Source organism: Archangium sp. (assembly GCF_057119385.1).
The window spans coordinates 14,028-32,747 of sequence record NZ_DBNGVP010000096.1 but is presented as its reverse complement, the minus strand read 5'-3'; the positions used below and the strand labels follow the sequence as shown (position 1 = coordinate 32,747).

The 18,720-nt window shown below is 69.7% G+C and carries 14 protein-coding genes; 6 read left to right on the top strand and 8 right to left on the bottom strand.

The genetic code is table 11. The features are described from left to right. Positions 1 to 400: 400 nt before the first annotated feature. Positions 401 to 1,180, top strand: a complete 780-nt coding sequence (locus AC16DP_RS23840; RefSeq protein ID WP_329733866.1) for a hypothetical protein — start codon at positions 401 to 403, stop codon at positions 1,178 to 1,180. Between the two features lie 104 nt (positions 1,181 to 1,284). Here the strand turns inward: AC16DP_RS23840 and AC16DP_RS23835 are convergent, their stop codons facing one another. After that, the gene (locus AC16DP_RS23835; RefSeq protein WP_329733867.1) at positions 1,285 to 2,253 is read right to left on the bottom strand and encodes a hypothetical protein; all 969 of its coding nucleotides are present in this window, start codon (positions 2,251 to 2,253) and stop codon (positions 1,285 to 1,287) included. A gap of 434 nt (positions 2,254 to 2,687) precedes the next feature. Here AC16DP_RS23835 and AC16DP_RS23830 point away from each other — a divergent pair, with 434 nt between their 5' ends. Next, on the top strand, positions 2,688 to 3,323 hold the full coding sequence (locus tag AC16DP_RS23830) for a CBM96 family carbohydrate-binding protein (protein ID WP_329733868.1): 636 nt from the start codon (positions 2,688 to 2,690) through the stop codon (positions 3,321 to 3,323). A 43-nt stretch (positions 3,324 to 3,366) separates the two neighbouring features. Beyond that, on the top strand, positions 3,367 to 3,966 hold the full coding sequence (locus AC16DP_RS23825) for a 2,3-bisphosphoglycerate-dependent phosphoglycerate mutase (protein WP_329733869.1): 600 nt from the start codon (positions 3,367 to 3,369) through the stop codon (positions 3,964 to 3,966). A gap of 476 nt (positions 3,967 to 4,442) precedes the next feature. Here AC16DP_RS23825 and AC16DP_RS23820 read toward each other — a convergent pair whose 3' ends face one another. After that, the gene (locus AC16DP_RS23820; RefSeq protein ID WP_329733870.1) at positions 4,443 to 6,308 is read right to left on the bottom strand and encodes an OPT/YSL family transporter; all 1,866 of its coding nucleotides are present in this window, start codon (positions 6,306 to 6,308) and stop codon (positions 4,443 to 4,445) included. A gap of 65 nt (positions 6,309 to 6,373) precedes the next feature. Here AC16DP_RS23820 and AC16DP_RS23815 point away from each other — a divergent pair, with 65 nt between their 5' ends. Further along, positions 6,374 to 6,667, top strand: coding sequence for a hypothetical protein (locus AC16DP_RS23815; RefSeq protein WP_329733871.1), 294 nt, complete (start codon positions 6,374 to 6,376; stop codon positions 6,665 to 6,667). Positions 6,668 to 6,686: 19 nt separating this feature from the next. On the opposite strand, the gene AC16DP_RS23810 is transcribed toward AC16DP_RS23815, so the two are convergent. Next, entirely contained in the window at positions 6,687 to 8,684 is a 1,998-nt protein-coding gene (locus tag AC16DP_RS23810; protein WP_329733872.1) for a PAS domain-containing sensor histidine kinase, read from the bottom strand. An 84-nt stretch (positions 8,685 to 8,768) separates the two neighbouring features. Between AC16DP_RS23810 and AC16DP_RS23805 the strand changes: the two genes are divergently transcribed. After that, complete coding sequence (locus AC16DP_RS23805; RefSeq protein WP_329733873.1) at positions 8,769 to 9,020, top strand: neutral zinc metallopeptidase; 252 nt, start codon at positions 8,769 to 8,771, stop codon at positions 9,018 to 9,020. Here AC16DP_RS23805 and AC16DP_RS23800 read toward each other — a convergent pair. Together AC16DP_RS23800 and AC16DP_RS23795 are read right to left on the bottom strand one after the other, a co-directional pair. Further along, complete coding sequence (locus tag AC16DP_RS23800) at positions 8,975 to 9,463, bottom strand: NUDIX hydrolase (RefSeq protein WP_329733874.1); 489 nt, start codon at positions 9,461 to 9,463, stop codon at positions 8,975 to 8,977. The genes AC16DP_RS23805 and AC16DP_RS23800 overlap by 46 nt on opposite strands. A gap of 129 nt (positions 9,464 to 9,592) precedes the next feature. Next, positions 9,593 to 11,392 (bottom strand): ABC transporter ATP-binding protein, encoded by a 1,800-nt coding sequence (locus AC16DP_RS23795; RefSeq protein WP_329733889.1) that lies wholly within the window; start codon positions 11,390 to 11,392, stop codon positions 9,593 to 9,595. A 225-nt stretch (positions 11,393 to 11,617) separates the two neighbouring features. On the opposite strand from AC16DP_RS23795, the gene AC16DP_RS23790 reads away from it, so the two are divergent. Continuing rightward, on the top strand, positions 11,618 to 12,130 hold the full coding sequence (locus tag AC16DP_RS23790; RefSeq protein WP_329733875.1) for a hypothetical protein: 513 nt from the start codon (positions 11,618 to 11,620) through the stop codon (positions 12,128 to 12,130). Between the two features lie 40 nt (positions 12,131 to 12,170). Here the strand turns inward: AC16DP_RS23790 and AC16DP_RS23785 are convergent, their stop codons facing one another. The 3 genes from AC16DP_RS23785 to AC16DP_RS23775 form a co-directional block, all read right to left on the bottom strand. Next, a complete protein-coding gene (locus AC16DP_RS23785) occupies positions 12,171 to 12,989 on the bottom strand; it encodes a Uma2 family endonuclease (RefSeq protein ID WP_329733890.1) in 819 nt (272 codons plus the stop codon). A 273-nt stretch (positions 12,990 to 13,262) separates the two neighbouring features. Next, entirely contained in the window at positions 13,263 to 14,225 is a 963-nt protein-coding gene (locus AC16DP_RS23780) for a hypothetical protein (RefSeq protein WP_329733876.1), read from the bottom strand. 228 nt (positions 14,226 to 14,453) lie between these two features. After that, positions 14,454 to 18,542, bottom strand: coding sequence for a hypothetical protein (locus AC16DP_RS23775; RefSeq protein WP_329733877.1), 4,089 nt, complete (start codon positions 18,540 to 18,542; stop codon positions 14,454 to 14,456). Between the last annotated feature and the right edge of the window lie 178 nt (positions 18,543 to 18,720).

The window sequence follows — 18,720 nt, the reverse complement described above, 5'->3', positions numbered from 1 at the left end:
CGCCGAGCGCTGGAGCTTCGACCAGGTGCTCGACATCGCCCGGGCCGCCACGCCCGCCGGCAACGCCGAGCGCGAGGAGTTCGTGTCACTGCTCAAGCGCGCCCGCTCGCTGCGCAACGGCGTGGCCTCGAGGGACAGCAAGCCGGATGCGAACCGAGACGCGCTGAGCCATCCAGGACCCACGAGTGCTTCCGGGAGATGGGCAGGCCCGGATCTCATCTGCCAAGAATCGAGATTGTCGGAAAGGTTTCCGTCAATCCATACACGGGAAGGCTTTTGGATTGCCCTGAGGGCTGAACACGCATCCACCCGATGACAGACAGGTCATGCCTGCCTGGTTTCCTGGAAGGGAGGGTTTAGTTTGTCTCTCGCCTTTCCCCCACATTTCCAGGAGGCTTTCATGTTCAAGCTCAAGCACCTCTTCGTTGCCCTGCCGTTGACCGCGTCCCTGGTGGGCTGCGGCCCCGAGGACCTGCAAGACGAGCAGAGTGTTCAGGGCCTCGAGCCCCAATCCGAGCTGGGCATCATCGAGGAAGAGCTGCCCTACAGCCACGGAGACAACTGGACGGCTCCCGCGCCCGCCTCCCCCCTGGGCTCGACCACGGGCCGGGTGTGCTTCCTCACCCGTATCCAAGGGAGGTTCGACAGCGCCGCCGACTCCGTCCACGTGTTCACGGCGGGAGGCAGCTGGTACGTCGGCGGGTCTGGAGGGACGAGTGCCAGGGCCGGATGCGCGAGACTGCCCGCCGGTGACACCTTCGGCGGCGAGTACACCTGGAACGCGGGAGATCGATTGCCGAAGAACCTGGGCACGACCACGGGCCGGGTGTGCTTCCTCTCGCGCGTCGGTGGAGCCTTCAACAGCACGGCGGATTGGGTCTACGTCTATCCAAACGGAGGCTCGTGGTACCTGTTCGGCGACTCCCAGTCGGGAACGGGATACGCCAGGGCCCGGTGCGTCTCGGTGCCGGCCAGCGGTGGTAGCAAGGGCTGGAACCAGACCCAGGGCTACCCCACGCACCTGGGCACCACCTCGGGCCGGTCCTGCGCCCTGTCGTACATGACGGGACAGTTCGACAGCATGAATGAGTCGCTCAGCATCTACTCCGATACGGGCTCCTGGTACCTCCGTGGCACCTCCGCCCATTGGGGGGTCGGCGGCAGGGCCCAGTGCTTCTGAGCCGCCGTTGCTAGCGGCAGCAAGGGCGTGGTGGCCAGGCCAGAGGTGAAGCGCTGGGGACAGCGCTCACGGGTCTCCGTCCAGCTCGCCCCTGGGCGCCGGGCCTACCGCTCCGAGGGCGAGGGCACCGGCATCAGGTCGCCGGAGAAGGAGAATCCGAGCGCCAGGTACGGGAAGAACGGAGAGGCGTCCGCGCCCGTGCGGTAGCGGTGGACGAGCCACCAGTTGACCATCAGCAGCACGGTGGGCGAGTTGAAGGGCGCGCCGTCCCGCTCCGCGAAGGTGTAGGCCACCACGGGGCCCACGCGGTGGGCCGTGTTGAGATTCTCCTGGGGCTCGCTGGGAGAGAAGTGGCTCGGACCGTAGAAGGCGTGCGAGGACGCCCACCGAAGCCCGATCGTGAGGCCACGCCCCGTCTGGTACAGCACGTCGGCGTCGTTGACGAAATACCACCCCTGATTGGGGGCGAGCACGTCGTAATAGATGTCATAGAAGACGCGGTTCCCCTCGCGCAGGGACATGTCGGGACGGACCAGACGGAAGAGACTGCGCGCCACCACCGGACCCACCTTGAACTGGAGCGTCGCGCCGAGCGTGAGTTGCGAGCCCATGTTGGAATAGGGCCTCCGGGTGTCTCCTGAAGGGAGCCGATCAAGGGCATCCAGCTCCGTGTCGCTGAAGTTCGAGAGCGCCGAGGGAAAGGATTGCAGCTGCCGGAAGGTGCCGAAGTTGCCAATGAACTCATACATGCCCCAGAGCTGGAGGATGCTCAGGGGCTGGAGCTCCACCACCACCCCGAGCCGTCCGAAGGCGGGGCTGAGCGCGGGCGCGAGGCCGACACTCACGAAGTTGTCGCGCAGCGCGGGTGACTCACTGCGGTAGAGCCGGTAGCGATAGTTGATCCGCGCCTCCTCCAGCAGGCCCAGGGGGTTGAGGCGGGCCACCATCAGGTTGCGGTACACGAGCCGGTGCTGCGGCGGTGGCCCTTCCTGGAGGGTTTGTGCCGAGGCGTTTGACGCGGAGAGGAAGACCAGCGCCGCGAGCACGGCGAGGCAGTGGGGGGGGCGCGACATCGGTATCTCCGGGGGAAGGATGACGGCTCGCACAGTGTACCGTGCCTGCTCAGGCCCCTGGAGCATGCCGGGTTGCGTCATTCGACGCGGGTCATGAGGACGACGGCTGGGCCGTGGCAATCCGCGAGCTGATATGTGTTTGAATGGTTGGAAGCGAAGGTGAAGGCATGCAGCCGGACGTTGCCGGCGCTCTGCTGGACGGCTCGGGTGCTGAACCCGTCCGGTGCCGCACACGCCCCTGCCCCATGGTGCGGAGCAGTCACCGCCACACCCCACGCTGCTCCCGCTCCTGCACCCCGAGGGCAACACACCTTCCCGAAGTGAGCGCGCCACCACCCCTCGCGCACGGGGTTTCGCGGACGAATCGGGTTTGTCCGGCGCCCTCCCGCTGGCATCGCCGGTGCAGCGCTGCCCCACGGGAATCAGGGGGGAACATGAAGCAAGGTGTGCGCTGGGGTGTCAGGGGTGTTGCCGGGTGGGCGGCGCTGGTGCTGCTCGCCCGGTGCGGCGGGGAGACGCCGAGCGAGGCGGCGGACAACGCGCGGTGCCAGGAGTCCTCGGCCGTGGAGCCGCGGCGGGTGTACGTCGCCCCCACGGATGACGCGTATGTGGAAGAGGGGCAGGAGCAGCCCGTCTCCGGTGCCGAGCGCAAGCTGGTGGCGGACAACCTCTCCCGGCGCTCGGCCTTCCTGCGCTTCGAGGTGCCCACCCCGCCGGGCCCCGTGCGGCAGGCCACGCTGCGCCTCTACGCCATGGATGGCAGCTCGGACGGCCCCAGGCTCTACCCGGCCACCACGGATTGGAGCGAGGACTCCGTCACGTGGAGCCAGCGGCCCTCGGTGATGGGCCCTCCCCTGGGGGACGTGGGCGAGGTGCCCCATGGCAGCTCCGTGGAGTACGACGTGACGTCCTTCGTGCAGGGCGGCGGCACCTACGGCTTCGCGCTCGTCAACGAGTCCCGCAACGGCGTGGACTTCGCCTCCAAGGAGCACGTGCGCCTCGAGTGGGCGCCCCGGCTCGTCCTGTCGGTGGACGCGCCCGCCTCGGGGGACTGCGCCGCCAACCCATGAGACGGTTTACAGCGCCTCCCGGGTTGAAGTAGGGGGCGCGCATATGCCCATCCTCGCTCTCGTCCGACACGGACAGTCCCTGTGGAACCATGAGAACCGCTTCACCGGCTTCGTGGACGTACCCCTGACGGAGAAGGGCCGCGCCGAGGCCCGCCAGGCCGCCGAGTCCCTCAAGGGCCTCCAGTTCGACGTGGCCTACACCTCGGCCCTCACCCGCGCCCAGGAGACGCTCGCCCTCATCCTCGAGTCGCTCGGCCAGCGCATCCCCATCATCCGCGACGCCTCCCTCAACGAGCGCCACTACGGCGACCTCCAGGGCCTCAACAAGGAGGACGCCGCCAAGCGCTGGGGCGATGACCAGGTGAAGAAGTGGCGCCGCTCCTATGACATCCCGCCCCCCAACGGCGAGTCCCTGGAGATGACCGCCAGGCGCGTGCTGCCCTTCTACGAGCGCGCCATCAGCGGCGACCTGCGCCAGGGCAAGAACGTGCTCGTGGTGGCCCACGGCAACTCCAACCGCTCCCTGGTGATGAAGCTCGACAAGCTCACCGGCGAGCAGGTGGTGGGCCTGGAGCTCGCCACCGGCGTGCCGCTCGTCTACGAGCTGTCCGCCGAGGGCGACGTCCTCAAGAAGCGCGGCTGAGCCAGCGCCCCCAAAAAAAACGGGGAGGAGCCGCCCCCAAGCAGCTCCTCCCCACGGCACTACCCCCAGTACTACCCCCGAAGAAGCACGACCCTTCCACCCTTCCGTACTGCTCCCCCCAACCCCCCCAACCCCTACCCGCCGCCCTCGACCGACCCGCCCGTCCTGCCCCACCCGCCCGTCCTACCCGCCCCACCCGTCCCGCCCCACCGACCTGACGTGGATGAGCTAGAGCATCCCGCGTGCCAGCGGGTTTCCGGGCACAGAGGCCTGTGATTCCAGGGGTTTGGCGGGACCGGCACCGGGGGACGAGGCCAGAGTCGGTAAGAAGTACATCGGCAGGATTTACAGAAGTGCGGTGCAACCCGGGGCCCGAGGCACCCTCACCCCGACCCTCTCCCGGAGGGCGAGGGAGTGGGTGCGCGGATGGGGCTCTCTGGGTGGGTGCGCGAATGGGGCGCTCAGGCAGTGCCCCGTTACCAGAGCAGCGCGAGCAGCCCGGCCAGGCCCACGAAGAGGAAGTAGAGCGACTCGCCCGCGATGAGCCCGCCGCCCACCAGTGAGGTGGTGCTCATGTCCTCGGGCAGGGCCGCTCCCTCACCGGGCGAGCCCGCCGTGTGCGGCGCCGCCTTCTTCGTCAGCGTGTTCCACAGCGAGGACAGGATGCCGCCCGCGCCGAACCAGAGCGCCGCCGGCAGGTTCACGAAGCCGCCGAAGGACGAGGCATACGGGCTCGACAGCAGCACCGCGTCCATCGTCCAGCCCACCGCGTAGCCCGCGCGCGAGCCCTTCAGGAAGGCCTGGTAGCGCGCGTGGCGCTTGAGCAGCTTGCGCGCCACCTCGATGACGAAGCCCAGCACCAGGCCGAAGAGCAGCGCCTTCACCGTGTGCTCCGACAGCGAGCCCAGGCTGCGGATGGCGCCCACGAACTTGTACGTCATCGCCGAGCTCCACTGCCCCACCTCCGCCCCCGGGTTGTCCAGCTGGTTGATGGCCAGCACCGGGTAGGCGCTCATGAAGACGCGCGCCAGGCCCACGCACAGCACCGCGCCCATGACGATCCCAATCACCTGGTAGCGGAATTGAAGGGTGCGGTCCGTGCCCAGGCGCCAGCCCGTGGAGCGGTCCTGCTGCATGTCACAGCCCACCGAGGTGGAGATGAGCAGGATGCTCGCGGCCATCACCCCCACCAGCGGGTTCTTCAGCCCCAGCAGCGACATCAACAGCACGGAGATGACGAAGGCGCTGGAGATGGGATTCTGGTCGGTGATGCCGTAGGCGATGCCGTTGACGAGCACGAAGAGCAGCGACAGCCCGAGCCCGAAGAGGATGAAGCCCAGGGGCTGCTCCAACAGCCGCGTGGCCACCCCCACCACCGCCACGGCCCAGAAGCCCACCCAGCCGAACAGCTTCGGCAGGCTCACCTGCTTCCACGCGGGCACCTCGTCCGCCGCCACCTTCGCCCGGTTGCGCACCCGGTCCACCGCCTGCACCGCCAGCAGCGACAGGTCCACCACCGCCGCGCCGCAGATCATCGCCAGGCCGATGAGGAAGCCAATCTTGCGGAACGGCTCGTCCGCCCCCAGCCAGCCGATGCTCCGCAGGTACGGGGTGAAGGCATACCCGATGAGGCCTCCCACCACGGCCGGCACGGTGATGCGGCTGCCCACCACCATGCCCGCGCCAATGGTGGACGCGCTCAGGCCCGAGGCCCCCACGGCCGCCACGCGCTCGGTGAGCGCCGCCACCACCGCCCCCAGCCCCGTGCCTCCGCCCAGCTTGGCGATGGAGGCCTTCAGCAGCCGCTTGTCCGTGAGCGCCCGCAGGATGTTGGCTACCGCGTAGCCCGAGGGGTAGTCCAGCTGCAGCCGGTCCACCAGCAGCGGCGTGTAGAGCATGCCCACGCCCACGCCGAACATGCCCACGCACCCCACGAAGAGCATCAGGTGCCAGGCCGGCGGCTGCGGCATGCCCAGCCACACCATGGCCTGGATGAGCACGGACATGGCGCACATGGAGGCCACCGACGCGGCCATCGTCTGCATGTAGTTGGCGCCGTGCTTGCCCTCGGGGCCGTAGCCGTAGGTGACGGCGCTGCCGAGAATGCCCGCCAGCACCTGCCCGCCCACGAAGAAGCCCAGGCTGAAGTTCATGTACGAGGCGGCAATCCCCCCCAGCGGCCCGAGCACGAAGATGGCCACCGCGCTCAACAGCAGGTGGAACTTCCACGAGCCCGGCGTGGGCAACCAGCCGAAGCGCGGAGCACCGCCCTCGGGCGAGCCCACCTCGTGGGGAGTGGCCGGAGGCGGAGAGGACGGAGACGGAGAGAGGGGCTGAGCCATGGATGCCGTAGGGTACCGGGCTCCCAGGGCCCCTCCAACCCCGGCCCTTCCGAGGAGAGAGACACATGAAGACCGAGAGTCGCCGCAACCTCCTGCTCGCACTCGTATTCCTCGCCGGCTGCGCCGCCTCGCGCGTGCAGTGGCTCCCCCCCGCGCTCGCCCAGACGGACCCGGGCACTCCGCGCTGGGACTACTACTGCATGGAGCCCAACTGGGGGCTCGGCAATCCCAAGGTCGAGGCCATCACCGCGCAGCTCAAGGCCGCGGGACAGCAGGGCTGGGAGCTCGTCACCGTCGACAACAGCGGACTCACCACCTCGGCGGCCGCGACCTACTGCTTCAAGCGCCCCCTGCGCTGAGCCCGCGCGGCGGTGGGCCTCAGTGGGTCCGCGACGAGGCCAGGGACGACGGCCCCGCCCGCTCCAGCTCCGGCAGGCTGAAGCAGAACGTCGTCCTGCGGCCCGGGGTGCTGGTGGCCCAGAGCCGGCCCCCGTGCGCCTCGACGAGCCCCTTGCAGATGTAGAGCCCCAGGCCGATCCCCGCCGCCTGCTTGTGGCTCCCCGGCGTGCGGTGGAAGCGCCGGAACAACTGGGGCAGCTGCTCCGGCGGGATGCCGGGGCCCTCGTTGGTCACCGACACCCGCAGCCCCTCCTCCAGCCGGGTCACCTCCACCTCGATGGGCGTCTGGGGCGTGCCGTACTTCACCGCGTTCGAGAGCAGGTTGGTGATCACCTGGTCGATGCGCAGCGGATCTCCCAGCGTCAGCGCCTCGTCCGGCGCGGTCACGCGGATGGGACGGCCCCGCGCCTGTCCCTCCATCCGCCGGACGCACGCGTGCACGTGCTCCGTGAGCGAGACCGGCTGCCGCTCCAGCCGCAACTGCCGCGCTTCAATCCGCGAGGCGTCCAGCAGATCCTCGATCATCCGGCGGAGGTTGCCCACGCTGGTATCTATCCACTGCAAGGGCTCCTGCTGCCCGGCGGGCGGGCCCTCGGGCGTGTCGTTGCGCAGCGCATCGAGCGCCAGGGCGATGACGCTCACCGGCTGGCGCAGATCATGGGCCACCACCGACGTCCACTCCTCGCGCTGGCGCTCCAGCTCCTTGAGCGGGGTGATGTCGCGGAAGATGGAGACGGCGCCGCCCGGCGTCCCCTGGCGCCCCTGGATGGGCGTCGCGCTCACCAGCACCGGCACGCTCCGCCCGTCCCGCGTCCACAGCGACAGCTCGACTCCCGCCTCCAGCTCGCCGCGGGTCACCGCCCGCACGAAGGGCACCTCCTCCCACGGGAGGGGCTCGCCGGAGGGCCTGCGCAGCTCGAAGAGGAACCGGTTGCCAAAGGCATCCACCCCGTCGGAGTCGCTGACGCACAGGGACTTGGCGGCCGCGTTGGCCACGAGGATGTGCCCCTGCTCGTCCAGGATGAGGACGCCGTCGGGCATCTGCTCGATGATGCTCATGAGCCAGGCGCGCTGGAGCGCCTCGGTGCGCCAGGCCTCCTCGAGCGCGAGCCCGGCGTGGTTGAGCCTGCGGGACGCCGACCAGAGGAACGGCAGCCCCATGAAGGTCAGCATGCCCGTGACGAGGGCGAAGGCCGTGCTGGAGGAGTAGAGGCCGGCGCGCGTCCCCAGCAGGGACAGGTGGCCCACCACGTAGGGGCCGAGCAGCAGAGGCGGCAGCAGGCGGCGCACCATGACACTGCCCGCGTGCGTTCCCGTGAGGGTGCGCATGAGCCCGTGGGTGGGCCGGGCCCCCAGGGTCCCCAGGCTCAGGACGAAGAAGGCCGTGCACGTGTGCAGGGCCATGCCGATTCCAGCGGGCAGCCCCGGCAACGTATGGAGCTGGGAGGCGCCCGTGCCATAGCCAATCAGCGCCGTCCAGGAGAGCAGGGCCACGGTGAGCGCGAGGTATTGCGCGGGCCGGCGGCCCCGCGGCGTCTCCACGTCCAGCAGCACCAGGGCGAGGCCCAGCAGGATGAAGCAGAGCGCCGTCTGGGGCGAGGGAAGCCGGGGCCCGGCCCCCAGGGGCGTCAGCCAGACGAAGAGCCCATCGAGCCATCGCTGATGAAAGACATAGTCGGCCACCACGAGCACGCCGAGGAGGCTGGCCAGGGCGGCGCAGACACGGCCCAGCCCCCGCCGGAGCGGTGACGGGCTGGCGGGGCACAGCAGCCCCAGGGACGTGCCCGTGAGCATGAGCCCGGCCGCCGTCCCCGGCACCATGGCGGGCATGCCCGGCACCAGGACCGTCAGGTCCTCGACCCCGAAGCCCCAGCCGCCCACCAGGACGACGGCTCCGACGAGGACGCCGATGCTCGCCGCGATGGAAGCCAGCCGCAGGAGGAGCGTCGAGATGCGCGAGTCCACCGACAACGTCATTGGAAAGGTAGTGTACTGGAAGACGGAAGGATTATCCGCCCCCTTGCTCTGGAACGGCCAGAAGGCGGGCCAGGAGGGGCACGGATGCGGTGGCAAGGGGGTCGTCGCAGCTCGAACATCGAGGACCGGCGGGGCTCGGGCGTGGGACGCCCGCTGGCCCTTGGAGGCGGAGTCACCCCCCTCGTGGTCGCCCTGCTGGTGATGTTCCTCGGGGGTCGTCTCCGTCATCCTCTGCCCCATGGACCAGCGCGGCGTGTGACACGTTCCGGCGCGCGGAGTGAGCGCGGGACTCAGATTCTCGTGAAGGACCAGCTCACCGCCTTGCCCTCCGCGTAGGGCATGACGCCGTGGAAGGCCCTCGGGTCCGCGTCGAACACGAGGGGCAGGAAGTGCCGGTCCCCGTCCCACAGCGGCAGGCTCATGATGTCCTTCACCGGCACCCACGAGAGCGTGCCTTCCACGTTGCGCTCGTGCGGCGTGCCCTCGAAGCGGTCGATGCGGAAGACGAAGCCGAGCCAGTCCTCGCCCTTGGGGCCGAAGCCGGGCCAGTTGATGGTGCCCCGCAGCGTCAGCTCCGTGCACTCGATGCCCGCCTCCTCTCGGATTTCGCGGCGCATGCAGGAGACCACGTCCTCGCCGGGCTCCATCTTCCCGCCGAGCCCGTTGTACTTGCCGAGGTGCGCATCGTTCTTCCGCGCGTTGCGGTGGATGAGCAGCACCTTCGTCCCGTCCGGGGACATGACGTAACCGAGCGTGCCGATGATGGGCGTGTAGGGCATACGGTGGCTCTTATCGCTCGCGGGCCGCTCCGCAAGAAGTCAGGAGGTAGGCGCCCCGCGTCCGACCCGGCAACCCGGGAGGCGTGGCACCCTCACCCCGTCCCTCTCCCGGAGGGCGAGGGGAGATTCTCAGTCCCGGTAACCCCGGGCCTGCAGGTTGAACAGGTGCGAGTAACGCCCGTTGCGCGCCATCAACTCCGCGTGGCTCCCCAGCTCCTCCACCTCGCCGTTGTGCAGCACGGCGATCCGGTCCGCCATCCGCACCGTCGAGAACCGGTGCGAGATGACCAGGGCGATGCGGTCCGCCGCCAGTTCCTGGAAGCGCTCGAACAGCGCGTGCTCCGACTCCGCGTCGATGCTCGCCGTGGGCTCGTCCAGGATGAGCACCTCCGCGTCCTCCCTCATGAACGCCCGCGCCACGCCCAGCTTCTGCCACTGCCCGCCGCTCAGCTCCTGCCCCTTCTCGAACCAGCCACCCAGCATCGTGTCGTACTGGTTGGGCAGCGCTGAAATCACCGTGCTCGCCCCGCCCTGCTCCGCCGCCCGGACGATGCGGTTGCGGTCCTCCAGCGCCGGCACGTGCCCCAACCCGATGTTCTCCGCCACGCTGAACTGGTAGCGCACGAAGTCCTGGAACACCGCGCCGAACCTCGAGCGCAGGTCCTCCGGGTCCATGTCCTTCAGGTTCACGCCCCCATAGAGGATTTCTCCCTCCGTGGGCTCGTACAGGCGCAGCAGCAGCTTCACCAGCGTGCTCTTCCCCGCTCCGTTCTCGCCCACCAGCGCCAGCTTCTCCCCCGGCTCCAGCTTCAGCGACAGGTTGCGCAGCGCCCACTCCTTCTTCCCCGGATAGCGGAACGACACGTTGCGCAGCTCGATGGCGTTGCCCCGGCCCCTCGGCGGCGTGAGCGCGGGCAGCACCCTCGGTGCCTCCTGCCCCGTGGGGATCTCCAGGTAAGCGAAGAGGTTGCTCATGAAGAGCGCCCCCTCGTACATGCTCCCCACGCTCGACAGGATTCCCTGGAACGCCGTCTGCCCCGCCCGGAACACCCCCAGGTACAGCGTCATGTCGCCCAGCGTGATGGTGCCCTGCGCCGCCCGGTTCGCCACGAACGCGTAACACGCGTAGAACGCCCCCAGCGACAACAGCCCCAGCCCCAACCCCCACCCCATCCGCTTGAGCGCCAGCGCCCGGTCCTCCAGGAAGAACTTGCGGAACAGCGTCCGGTAGCGCCCCAGCACCAGCGGGCCCAGCGCGAACACCTTCACCTCCTTCACGTGGTTGTCCCGCGTGAGGATCCACTCCAGGTAGTTCAGCTTGCGCCCCTCGGGCGCCCGCCACGAGTAGAGCCGGAAGCCCTCCGCCGCCAGCCGCGCCTCCGCGATGAACGCCGGGATGCTCGCCGCCACCAGCACCACCACGCTCCACGGCGACAGCGCCACCAGCAGCACCGCGTACGTGGACAGCGTCACCGCGTTGCGCACGATGGAGAACGCATCCATCACCAGCGCCAGCGGCCGGCTGTTGGCCTCGCGCCGCGCGTTCTGCATCTTGTCGTACGTGTCCGAGTCCTCGAAGTGCCGCAGCTCCAGCTGCAGCGCCTTCTGGAGGATGCGTTCATTGAGGAGGTTGCCCAGGCTGGCGCGCAGCAGCTCGCGCGTCAGCGACAGCGCCCGGTCCAGCGTCACCGAGCCCACCATCAGCCCGAACTCCAGCAACACCAGCCGCAGCACCCGCTCGCGCGTGGCCGGGTCCCCGCTCGACTGCGCCGCCACCACGCCGTCCACGATGAGCTTGCCCACCCAGGCGATGGCCGCCGGCACCAGCGCCGCCACCAGCGTCAGCACCCCGAGCACCACCGCGCCCCGGGGACTCGCCTCCCAGAAGAGCCGGAAGGTGCCCGGCAGTTGCCGGAAGAGGGTGCCCATGCCCTTGAGGCGGGCCTTCAGCGATGGGGGAGGACGCGGGGAGGAAACCGGTGGAGACACGCCCTCTCTCTAACCCGGCGCTCCCACCTGCGCCGCATTCCCGCCACCCCGTGCACCAGGGAGGCGGGCACCCTGTTCCCTGGAGAGATTCCGCCCGTCTGGATGCCCTCCCGCCAGCCTCCCGGGGTTATGATGGCCGCATCCCTCACCTGGAGACCCTCTCCGATGAAGCGCTTCGTCATCGTCTTCGACAATGAGCCGGCCGAGGCCGCCCCCTGGATGGCTCGCGCCTGCTCCACGTCCCAGCTGACCTTCGTGGACAACGAGGCCATCACCGACGCTGTCTCCGACAACAAGGAGGCCCAGAAGCTGCTGCTCCAGGGCGGCCTGCCTCCGGGGGAGAACCCCAAGCTCGCGCCCTACTACAAGGACGCGCTCGAGAAGCTCGCCGCCGGCAAGCAGCGCGTGGGCCTCTACAGCGTCAGCTGGCTGCTCTACCTCGGCCAGGCCGATGGGTGCGTGCTCGACTTCGCGGGCCTCGAGGAGCAGCGCAAGAAGGGGCTGGCCTCCGGCGTCGCCCAGAAGACCGCCGACGAGTACGTGGCCAAATACTCCGCCCACCTGCAGGAGCGGGCGCGCAAGGTGCTCCCTCCCGAGCGCATCCTCATCGTGCCCGCGGGCGAGAGCGACGCGAAGAAGGCCGAGCTCGCCGCCGCCTTCATCAAGAAGCTCGGGTAGCGGCGCCCTCCCGGAGCCGCCGCCCTCGCCAGCTCACGGCTCAGGAGCTCCGTGTCCTGAGCCGCTTCAACTCGGTTCGCAACTTCGCGAGCTGTTGCTCCGCCGTCTCCCGGCGCCGCGACTCTTCGGCCACGCGCCGCGACTCTTCGGCTGCGCGCTGCGCCTCTTCGGCTGCGCGCTGCCGCAACAGCCTCGCCTCCTTCTTCAATCTGGCGATGCGCTCGTCCGACTCCAGCAGCGGCGTGCGCCCCGCCCAGAAGCGCAGCCGTCCCTCCTCCACCTGCAGGTCCAACCCCAACTGCTCCGAGTGGTAGCGCCCCCGCTCCAGCGGAATGGGCGCGTACTTCCTCGGCCCGGACGCCGGCAGCCGGTACGCCACCAACCGCTCCTTCTTCCGGTCGTAGATGAAGTATTCGGGGATACCCAGCCGCGCGTAGCGCCGCACGTTGTACTCGGCGTCCTTCTTCCGGTCGCCCCCCACGTGCACCTCCATCACCCAGTCCAACCCCTTCCCCTCGGCGCTCACCACCCACTTGTCCCGCTCGTGCCGCTCCACGTCCCGTACCGCCAACAGGTCCGGCGCGAAACGCCGCTCGCCCGGGTAGTACACGGGCAGCTCCGCGCCCAGGTACACCTTGTGCCGCCGGTGCCGGCTGAAGTGAGCCTCCAACACATCCAGCGCGCTCACCTTCGCCCGCAGGTGCCGGTCGCCCTCCGGCATGGCCATTTCGTCCCATGTCACCTCACCGGGCAGTGAGTCCACCACCTGTTCCCGCTCCTCCACGCTCATCGCCTCCCACTCCTGCTGGGAGGGTGCTCGAGGGAAGGCCTCCGCGTTGCCCCGCCGGTCGCGCTCCATGTCTCGAAGCGTGCGGCGGGTGACCTCCAAGGTCAACCCGTTGCCGCTCTCCCCGTCACCCTCGCGACGAGGCACAGCAAGTCTCGGGCCGGGTGCTCACCCGGGGCTCCGGCGCTCTGGAGGGTTCGCCCCGGGGTACCCGTCAGGCATCCGCGCCATGGGATGCCTTCTCCACGGCGCGGGACCGGCACCGCGAGCGCTGAAAAGGGAGAAGCCGCCTGGGCCCAGGCATTCCCTGGACCTCGGCGGCTTCCTTTCACGGCGACGACCCGGTTACCGGAGCTTCCAGCCCAGCTCGAGCCACGCCATCGGCGCGGCGTAGTCCAGCCGGTAGTGGCTGCGCCACTCGTAGGAGCCACCCAGCGACACGCGCACCTTGGACACGTCCAGCGCCACGCCCAGTCCCGCCCGGCCTCCCGCGGCCATGGGGTTGGGGCCGTAGAGCAGCGGGCCACCCGACGCGAACACCTGCAGCCCGAACTTCCCCGGCGACGCGAGCAGCGGATACGCCAGGCGCACGTCCGCCAGCAGCAGGCCAATCGCCGAGGAGAACCGCGGCGAGCCGAGCGCCGTCAGCCCCACGCCCGCCCTCAGCCCGAACGGCAGCCGCACCGAGCCGTTCACGTTCACACCCGCCAGCGGCAGCGGCCCGCTGTTCCCCACGTCCGCCTCGCCATGCAGGCCGGCGTACAGCTCGAACGAGTCCGCCAGCGACAGCGACGGCTCGGGCTCCACCTCGGGCGTCGGCTCCACGGGCGCCGGCGCCGGCGCGGCCTCCGCGACAACAGGTGCCGGAGCCGCGGCGGCCTTCGCCTCCGCCTCGGCCTGCGCGGCCTTGGCCTTCTCGCGATCCGGGCACTCCACCCGCATCTTCTCGAACAGCCCGTCCAGCTCCGCCGAGGGCTTCTCGAGCGGCAGGCTCGCCAGCTCCTCCTGCTTGAACGCACGGCAGAAGGCGTCCTCCGCCCGCGGCGTCTGCTCGAGCGCCTGGTACAGCACGCCCTCCATCAACGACACCCACAGCTGCTCCTCCGGCGCCAGGTCCTGCGTGCACCCGGGCGCGGCGAGCTCGGCGAGCGCCGCCTCGTACTTGAGCGTGGAGGAGAGCCGCGCCACCTTGCGGATGCAGGTGTTCTTCGTCTTCTCCGGGAGGATGACCTTCACGCGCGGCGCGGCCTCGGCCGGCACCGCGAGCAGCGTCATCAGGGGCAGAACCGCCAGCTTCAGACTCTTCATGAGTGATTGTGCTCGTAGCAAGGCGCTCCCCCACCGCGAGGAGCCCGCGCGCACCTTACACCCACCTGCCCCTCCCTCCCCATGGGAGTCCCTTTCTGGATGTTTTTGGCTCCAACCACCGTGACGGACCGCGTCACGCGGGCAGACCCTCACCCTGTCCCTCTCCCGGCGGGAGAGGGGTTCTTGGGGGCGAGGGGCTTGGATTGCCCTGGCTCGGACTTCCCTGGCTCAGGCTCCGACGAGGCTCTGCTGGAACTGGCGCACGTCGCCGATCAGGTCCGCCGCTCCCTTGATGACCTTCGCCGTGCCCAGCACCATCTGCAGCGGGCCCGTGATGCTGTTCAGACCCGGGATCGCTCCGGCCACGTCCAGGCCCAGCTGGCCCGCCGCCAGCGCGATGTCCAGCCCGTCCTTCGGGTCCTTGCGCAGCTCGTCCCACAGGTCCTTCGCGCTGCCAATCGCGCTGCCCGCGCTGATGATGTTGCCCAGCAGCGGCACCGACTTCAGGCCCGCCTTCGCCGCGAACTTCGCCGACTCCTTGGCGATCTTCTCCTTCAGCTCGTCCGGCAGCGCGTCCACGAACCGGCCGAACAGCCGCGTCATGTTCTCGATGCCCTGACGCCCGAACGGCAGCTCCTGGCCCGCCACCTCGAAGTGGTCTCCCTGCGTCAGCAGCGCGCCACCCGCCTCGGCGATCTCCTTCAGCGCCCCGCCGATGTCACCCGTCGACAGCTTCTCCGCCGCCTCGAACAGGTTCGTCACCGCGCCCGAGTCCACCATGGCCGCGTTGAGCTGGGTGTCCTTGAACAGCTCACCCAGGCTGCCCGGGATGTGCGACAGCGAGTTGAGGAACGCCTTGGCCGCGTCCGGCGCCGTCTGGGCGATCGTCTTGCCCGTGGTGGCCAGGCCCTTCACGAAGCCGCTGACGTCCCCGTTCTTGAGCGCCGCGAACGCGTCGCCCAGCGCCTGGCCCACCTGGTCGTTGCCCAGCAGGCTCGCCGCCGCGACGATGGTGTCCTTGGCCCACGCCGGCGCGCCCAGCTTCTCGGCCAGCTTGCCCGCCATGCGCCCGCGCAGCTCCGGCGGCACGTCCGCCAGCGCCTTGCCCAGCGTCTTCAGCGCCTCGCCCGGCTTGCCCTGGGCGATCTGCTGGCCCGCCTGCATCACGTCGAACACCGAGCCGCCCAGCGCCGCGATGTCCGCGCCCGTCTCGATGCCGAAGGGCTTGAGCTTCTCCATCAGCTGCGTGTTCTTCGCGAGCGCGTTGCCCGCGGCCGCCGCCAGCGCCGGGTTGGTCAGCAGGTCCTTCGTGCCCTGCACCAGGTCGCCCGACATCATCTTGCCGAACGCCGCGTGCACGTCCGGGTTCGCCACCAGCTGGTGGACGAAGTCCTTGTCCGTGAGCATCGACTTCACCACGCCACCGAAGCCCTCGTCCGGGAGCTTGCCGGCCGTCGTGGTGATGGCCTTCTCGATGATGGACGGCGGCATCTTGCCCGCCGCGGACTGCAGGCTCGAGAGCGCCTGCTGGAAGTCACCCTGGCCCAGCGCCTGGCCCGCCTTGAGCAGGTCCGGCAGCGCGCGGCCCGCCTGGATGAGCTCGGACGGGGTAATCCCCAGGTCGGTGATGTTCTTGCGCAGGCCCTCGGGCAGCTTGTTGATCAGCTTCTCGCCAATCTTGTTCAGCAGCTCCGGCGCCGCCTCGGCCGCCGCGCCCAGCGCGGTGATGCCGTCGTCGATCTTCCCCTCGGAGAAGGCCTTCACCGCGTCGAACAGGTGCGGCGCCGCCTTGCCGGCCTGGAGCAGATCCTGCTGCGTCAGGCCCGCCTTGGTCAGCATCTCCTGGACCTTGGGGTCGTTGCTCAGCGCCGTGAGCGCCGTGTCGCGCGCCGCGTCGTTGCCGAGCAGCCCGCGCAGGCCCTCGAGCCGCGTGGACTCGTTGAAGAGCTTGCCCACCTGCGAGTGCAGGTCGCGGTTGGTGACGAGCTCCTTGAGGAACTTCTCGTCCGTCAGCAGCGTCTTCACCGCGCCCAGCTGCGGCGGCAGCTGCTGCGCGAGCCCCTTGAGCGCCTGCGTGGTGAGGTCCGGGGCGGCGATGGCCGCCTCCTTCAGCGCGTTGAAGGCCTTGCCCCAGTCCTGCTTGGACGCCGCGTCCGCCGCCTCGAACAGGTGCGGCAGCGCCGGACCCGCCGTGCGGATCTGCTGCTCGGTGATGCCCAGCTTCGCGAACTGGTCCTTCACGCCCTGCGGCAGCGCGTCCACCAGCTTGTTGCCAATCTTGGCGGCCAGCCCCGGCGCGGCCTCGACCGCCGCCTGGATGTCCGCCAGACCGCCCTTCACGTCGCCCTTCTGGATCTTGTCGAAGGCGTCGAAGAGCTTCGGCGCGGCCTTGCCGGCCTCGACTAGGTCCTTGGGCTCCAGGCCAATCTTCGCCAGCTGCTCCTTGACCTTGGGGTCGTTGCCCAGCGCGGTGAGCGCCGTGTCACGCACCTTGTCGTTGTTGAGCAGCCCGCGCAGTCCCTCCATCCGGGTGGACTCGTTGAAGAGCTTGCCCACCTGCGAGTGCAGGTCGCGGTTGGTGACGACCTCCTTGAGGAACTTGTCGTCCGTCAGCAGCGTCTTCACCGCGCCGAGCTGCGGCGGCAGCTGCTGCGCCAGGCCCTTCATGGCCTGCGTGGTGAGGTCCGGGGCGGCGATGGCCGCCTCCTTCAGCGCGTTGAACGCCTTGCCCCAGTCCTGCTTCGAGGCCGCGTCCGCCGCCTCATAGAGGTGCGGCAGCGCCGGGCCCGCCGTGCGGATCTGCTCCGGGGTGATGCCCAGCTTGGCGAACTGATCCTTCACGCCCTGCGGGAGGATCTTCAGCAGCTTGTCGCCAATCTTGGCGGCCAGCCCCGGCGCGGCCTCCACGGCCTTCTGGATGTCCTCCAGACCGCCCTTCACATCGCCGGCCTTGATCTTCTCGGCGGCGTCCAGGAGCTTGGGCGCGGCCTTGCCCGCGTCCACGAGGTCCTTGGGCTCCAGGCCAATCTTGGCCAGCTGCTCCTTGACCTTGGGGTCGTTGCCCAGCGCCGTGAGCGCCGAGTCCCGCACCTTGTCGTTGTTGAGCAGCCCACGCAGGCCCTCCATCCGGGTGGACTCGTCGAAGAGCTTGCCCACCTGGCTGTGCAGGTCGCGGTTGGTGACGACCTCCTTGAGGAACTTGTCGTCCGTCAGCAGCGTCTTCACCGCGCCCAGCTGCGGCGGCAGCTGCTGCGCCAGGCCCTTCATGGCCTGCGTGGTGAGGTCCGGGGCGGCGATGGCCGCCTCCTTCAGCGCGTTGAACGCCTTGCCCCAATCCTGCTTCGAGGCCGCGTCCGCCGCCTCATAGAGGTGCGGCAGCGCCGGGCCCGCCGTGCGGATCTGCTCGGACGTGATGCCCAGCTTGGCGAACTGGTCCTTCACGCTCTGCGGCAAGAGCTTCTCGACCTTCTCGCCGATCTTGGCGGCAAGTCCCGGCGCGGCCTCGACCGCCGCCTGGATGTCCGCCAGACCGCCCTTCACATCACCCGCCTTGATCTTCTCGGCGGCGTCCCAGAGCTTCGGCGCGGCGGCGCCCGCCTCGACCAGGTCCTTGGGCTCCAGGCCGACCTTGGCCAGCTGCGCCTTGATCTGCGGGTCGTTGCCGAGCGCGCCCAGCACCGCGTCGCGCGCGGGGGCGTTGTTGAGCAGCTCGCGCACGGCGCCCGTGTCGCCGGGGTTCTGGATGAGCTTGCCGATGGAGGCGTGCAGCTGGTTGTTGGTCACCAGCTCCTTGGCCACCTTCTCATCCGTCAGCAGCGTCTTGGCCGGACCCTCGGGCAGGTTCTGCGCCAGGCCGCGGATGGCCTTCTGCGCCACCTCGGGCGAGGACAGCGCCGCGTTGCGCAGGTGCTCCAGCGCCTGCTCCGGGTGGCCGCCCGCCACCGACTGCACGGCCTTCTCCAGGTGCGGACGCGCCGCCTGGCCCGCCTTCTTGAGGTCATCCTCCGTCAGGCCGATCTTCGCCAGCGCGCCCTTGTCCGCCGCCGCGTTGGTCTGCGCCGTCGTGGGCGCCGTGGTGGAGCCCAGCTTCTGCGCCTGCTGGCCGCGCGCCGTCGAGGTGGGCGCCTTGCCGCCGTCGAACCCGTCCCGCGTCTGCTGCGGCCGGACCTGGTTGCCCGCCGTGCGCGTCGCACCACTCTGGTTACCGGTGGCCGTCTGCGCCGTCGTGTTCGGCTTCGCCTTCGTCTCGACGGGCTTCGGCTCGGGAGGCTTCGGCTTCGGGATGTAGTTGGAGCCGTCCGTCTTCTTGATCGACATGGAGCTACCTCGCGAGAGTGCGGCACGCGCCAGGGGGTGTGCCCGGTGCGGGAGATGTACGGGGACCTGCTTATTTACGATTATCGACCTTGTAGGTTTCCAGTTGCGCCGGTCCGACATTTTCCTGGATCACCGGCCTCACACGGGCGAGCCCCCCGCTCCACCGGCCTGACGCGGG

What these genes read in the sequence shown, in the direction of transcription:
- AC16DP_RS23825 (WP_329733869.1), top strand. Translation starts at nt 3,367, where the DNA reads ATGCCCATCCTCGCTCTCGTCCGACACGGACAGTCCCTGTGGAACCAT.
- AC16DP_RS23815 (WP_329733871.1), top strand. Translation starts at nt 6,374, where the DNA reads ATGAAGACCGAGAGTCGCCGCAACCTCCTGCTCGCACTCGTATTCCTC.
- AC16DP_RS23785 (WP_329733890.1), bottom strand. Translation starts at nt 12,989, where the DNA reads ATGGAGCGCGACCGGCGGGGCAACGCGGAGGCCTTCCCTCGAGCACCC.
- AC16DP_RS23840 (WP_329733866.1), top strand. Translation starts at nt 401, where the DNA reads ATGTTCAAGCTCAAGCACCTCTTCGTTGCCCTGCCGTTGACCGCGTCC.
- AC16DP_RS23835 (WP_329733867.1), bottom strand. Translation starts at nt 2,253, where the DNA reads ATGTCGCGCCCCCCCCACTGCCTCGCCGTGCTCGCGGCGCTGGTCTTC.
- AC16DP_RS23775 (WP_329733877.1), bottom strand. Translation starts at nt 18,542, where the DNA reads ATGTCGATCAAGAAGACGGACGGCTCCAACTACATCCCGAAGCCGAAG.
- AC16DP_RS23790 (WP_329733875.1), top strand. Translation starts at nt 11,618, where the DNA reads ATGAAGCGCTTCGTCATCGTCTTCGACAATGAGCCGGCCGAGGCCGCC.
- AC16DP_RS23795 (WP_329733889.1), bottom strand. Translation starts at nt 11,392, where the DNA reads ATGGGCACCCTCTTCCGGCAACTGCCGGGCACCTTCCGGCTCTTCTGG.
- AC16DP_RS23780 (WP_329733876.1), bottom strand. Translation starts at nt 14,225, where the DNA reads ATGAAGAGTCTGAAGCTGGCGGTTCTGCCCCTGATGACGCTGCTCGCG.
- AC16DP_RS23810 (WP_329733872.1), bottom strand. Translation starts at nt 8,684, where the DNA reads ATGACGTTGTCGGTGGACTCGCGCATCTCGACGCTCCTCCTGCGGCTG.
- AC16DP_RS23805 (WP_329733873.1), top strand. Translation starts at nt 8,769, where the DNA reads ATGCGGTGGCAAGGGGGTCGTCGCAGCTCGAACATCGAGGACCGGCGG.
- AC16DP_RS23830 (WP_329733868.1), top strand. Translation starts at nt 2,688, where the DNA reads ATGAAGCAAGGTGTGCGCTGGGGTGTCAGGGGTGTTGCCGGGTGGGCG.
- AC16DP_RS23800 (WP_329733874.1), bottom strand. Translation starts at nt 9,463, where the DNA reads ATGCCCTACACGCCCATCATCGGCACGCTCGGTTACGTCATGTCCCCG.
- AC16DP_RS23820 (WP_329733870.1), bottom strand. Translation starts at nt 6,308, where the DNA reads ATGGCTCAGCCCCTCTCTCCGTCTCCGTCCTCTCCGCCTCCGGCCACT.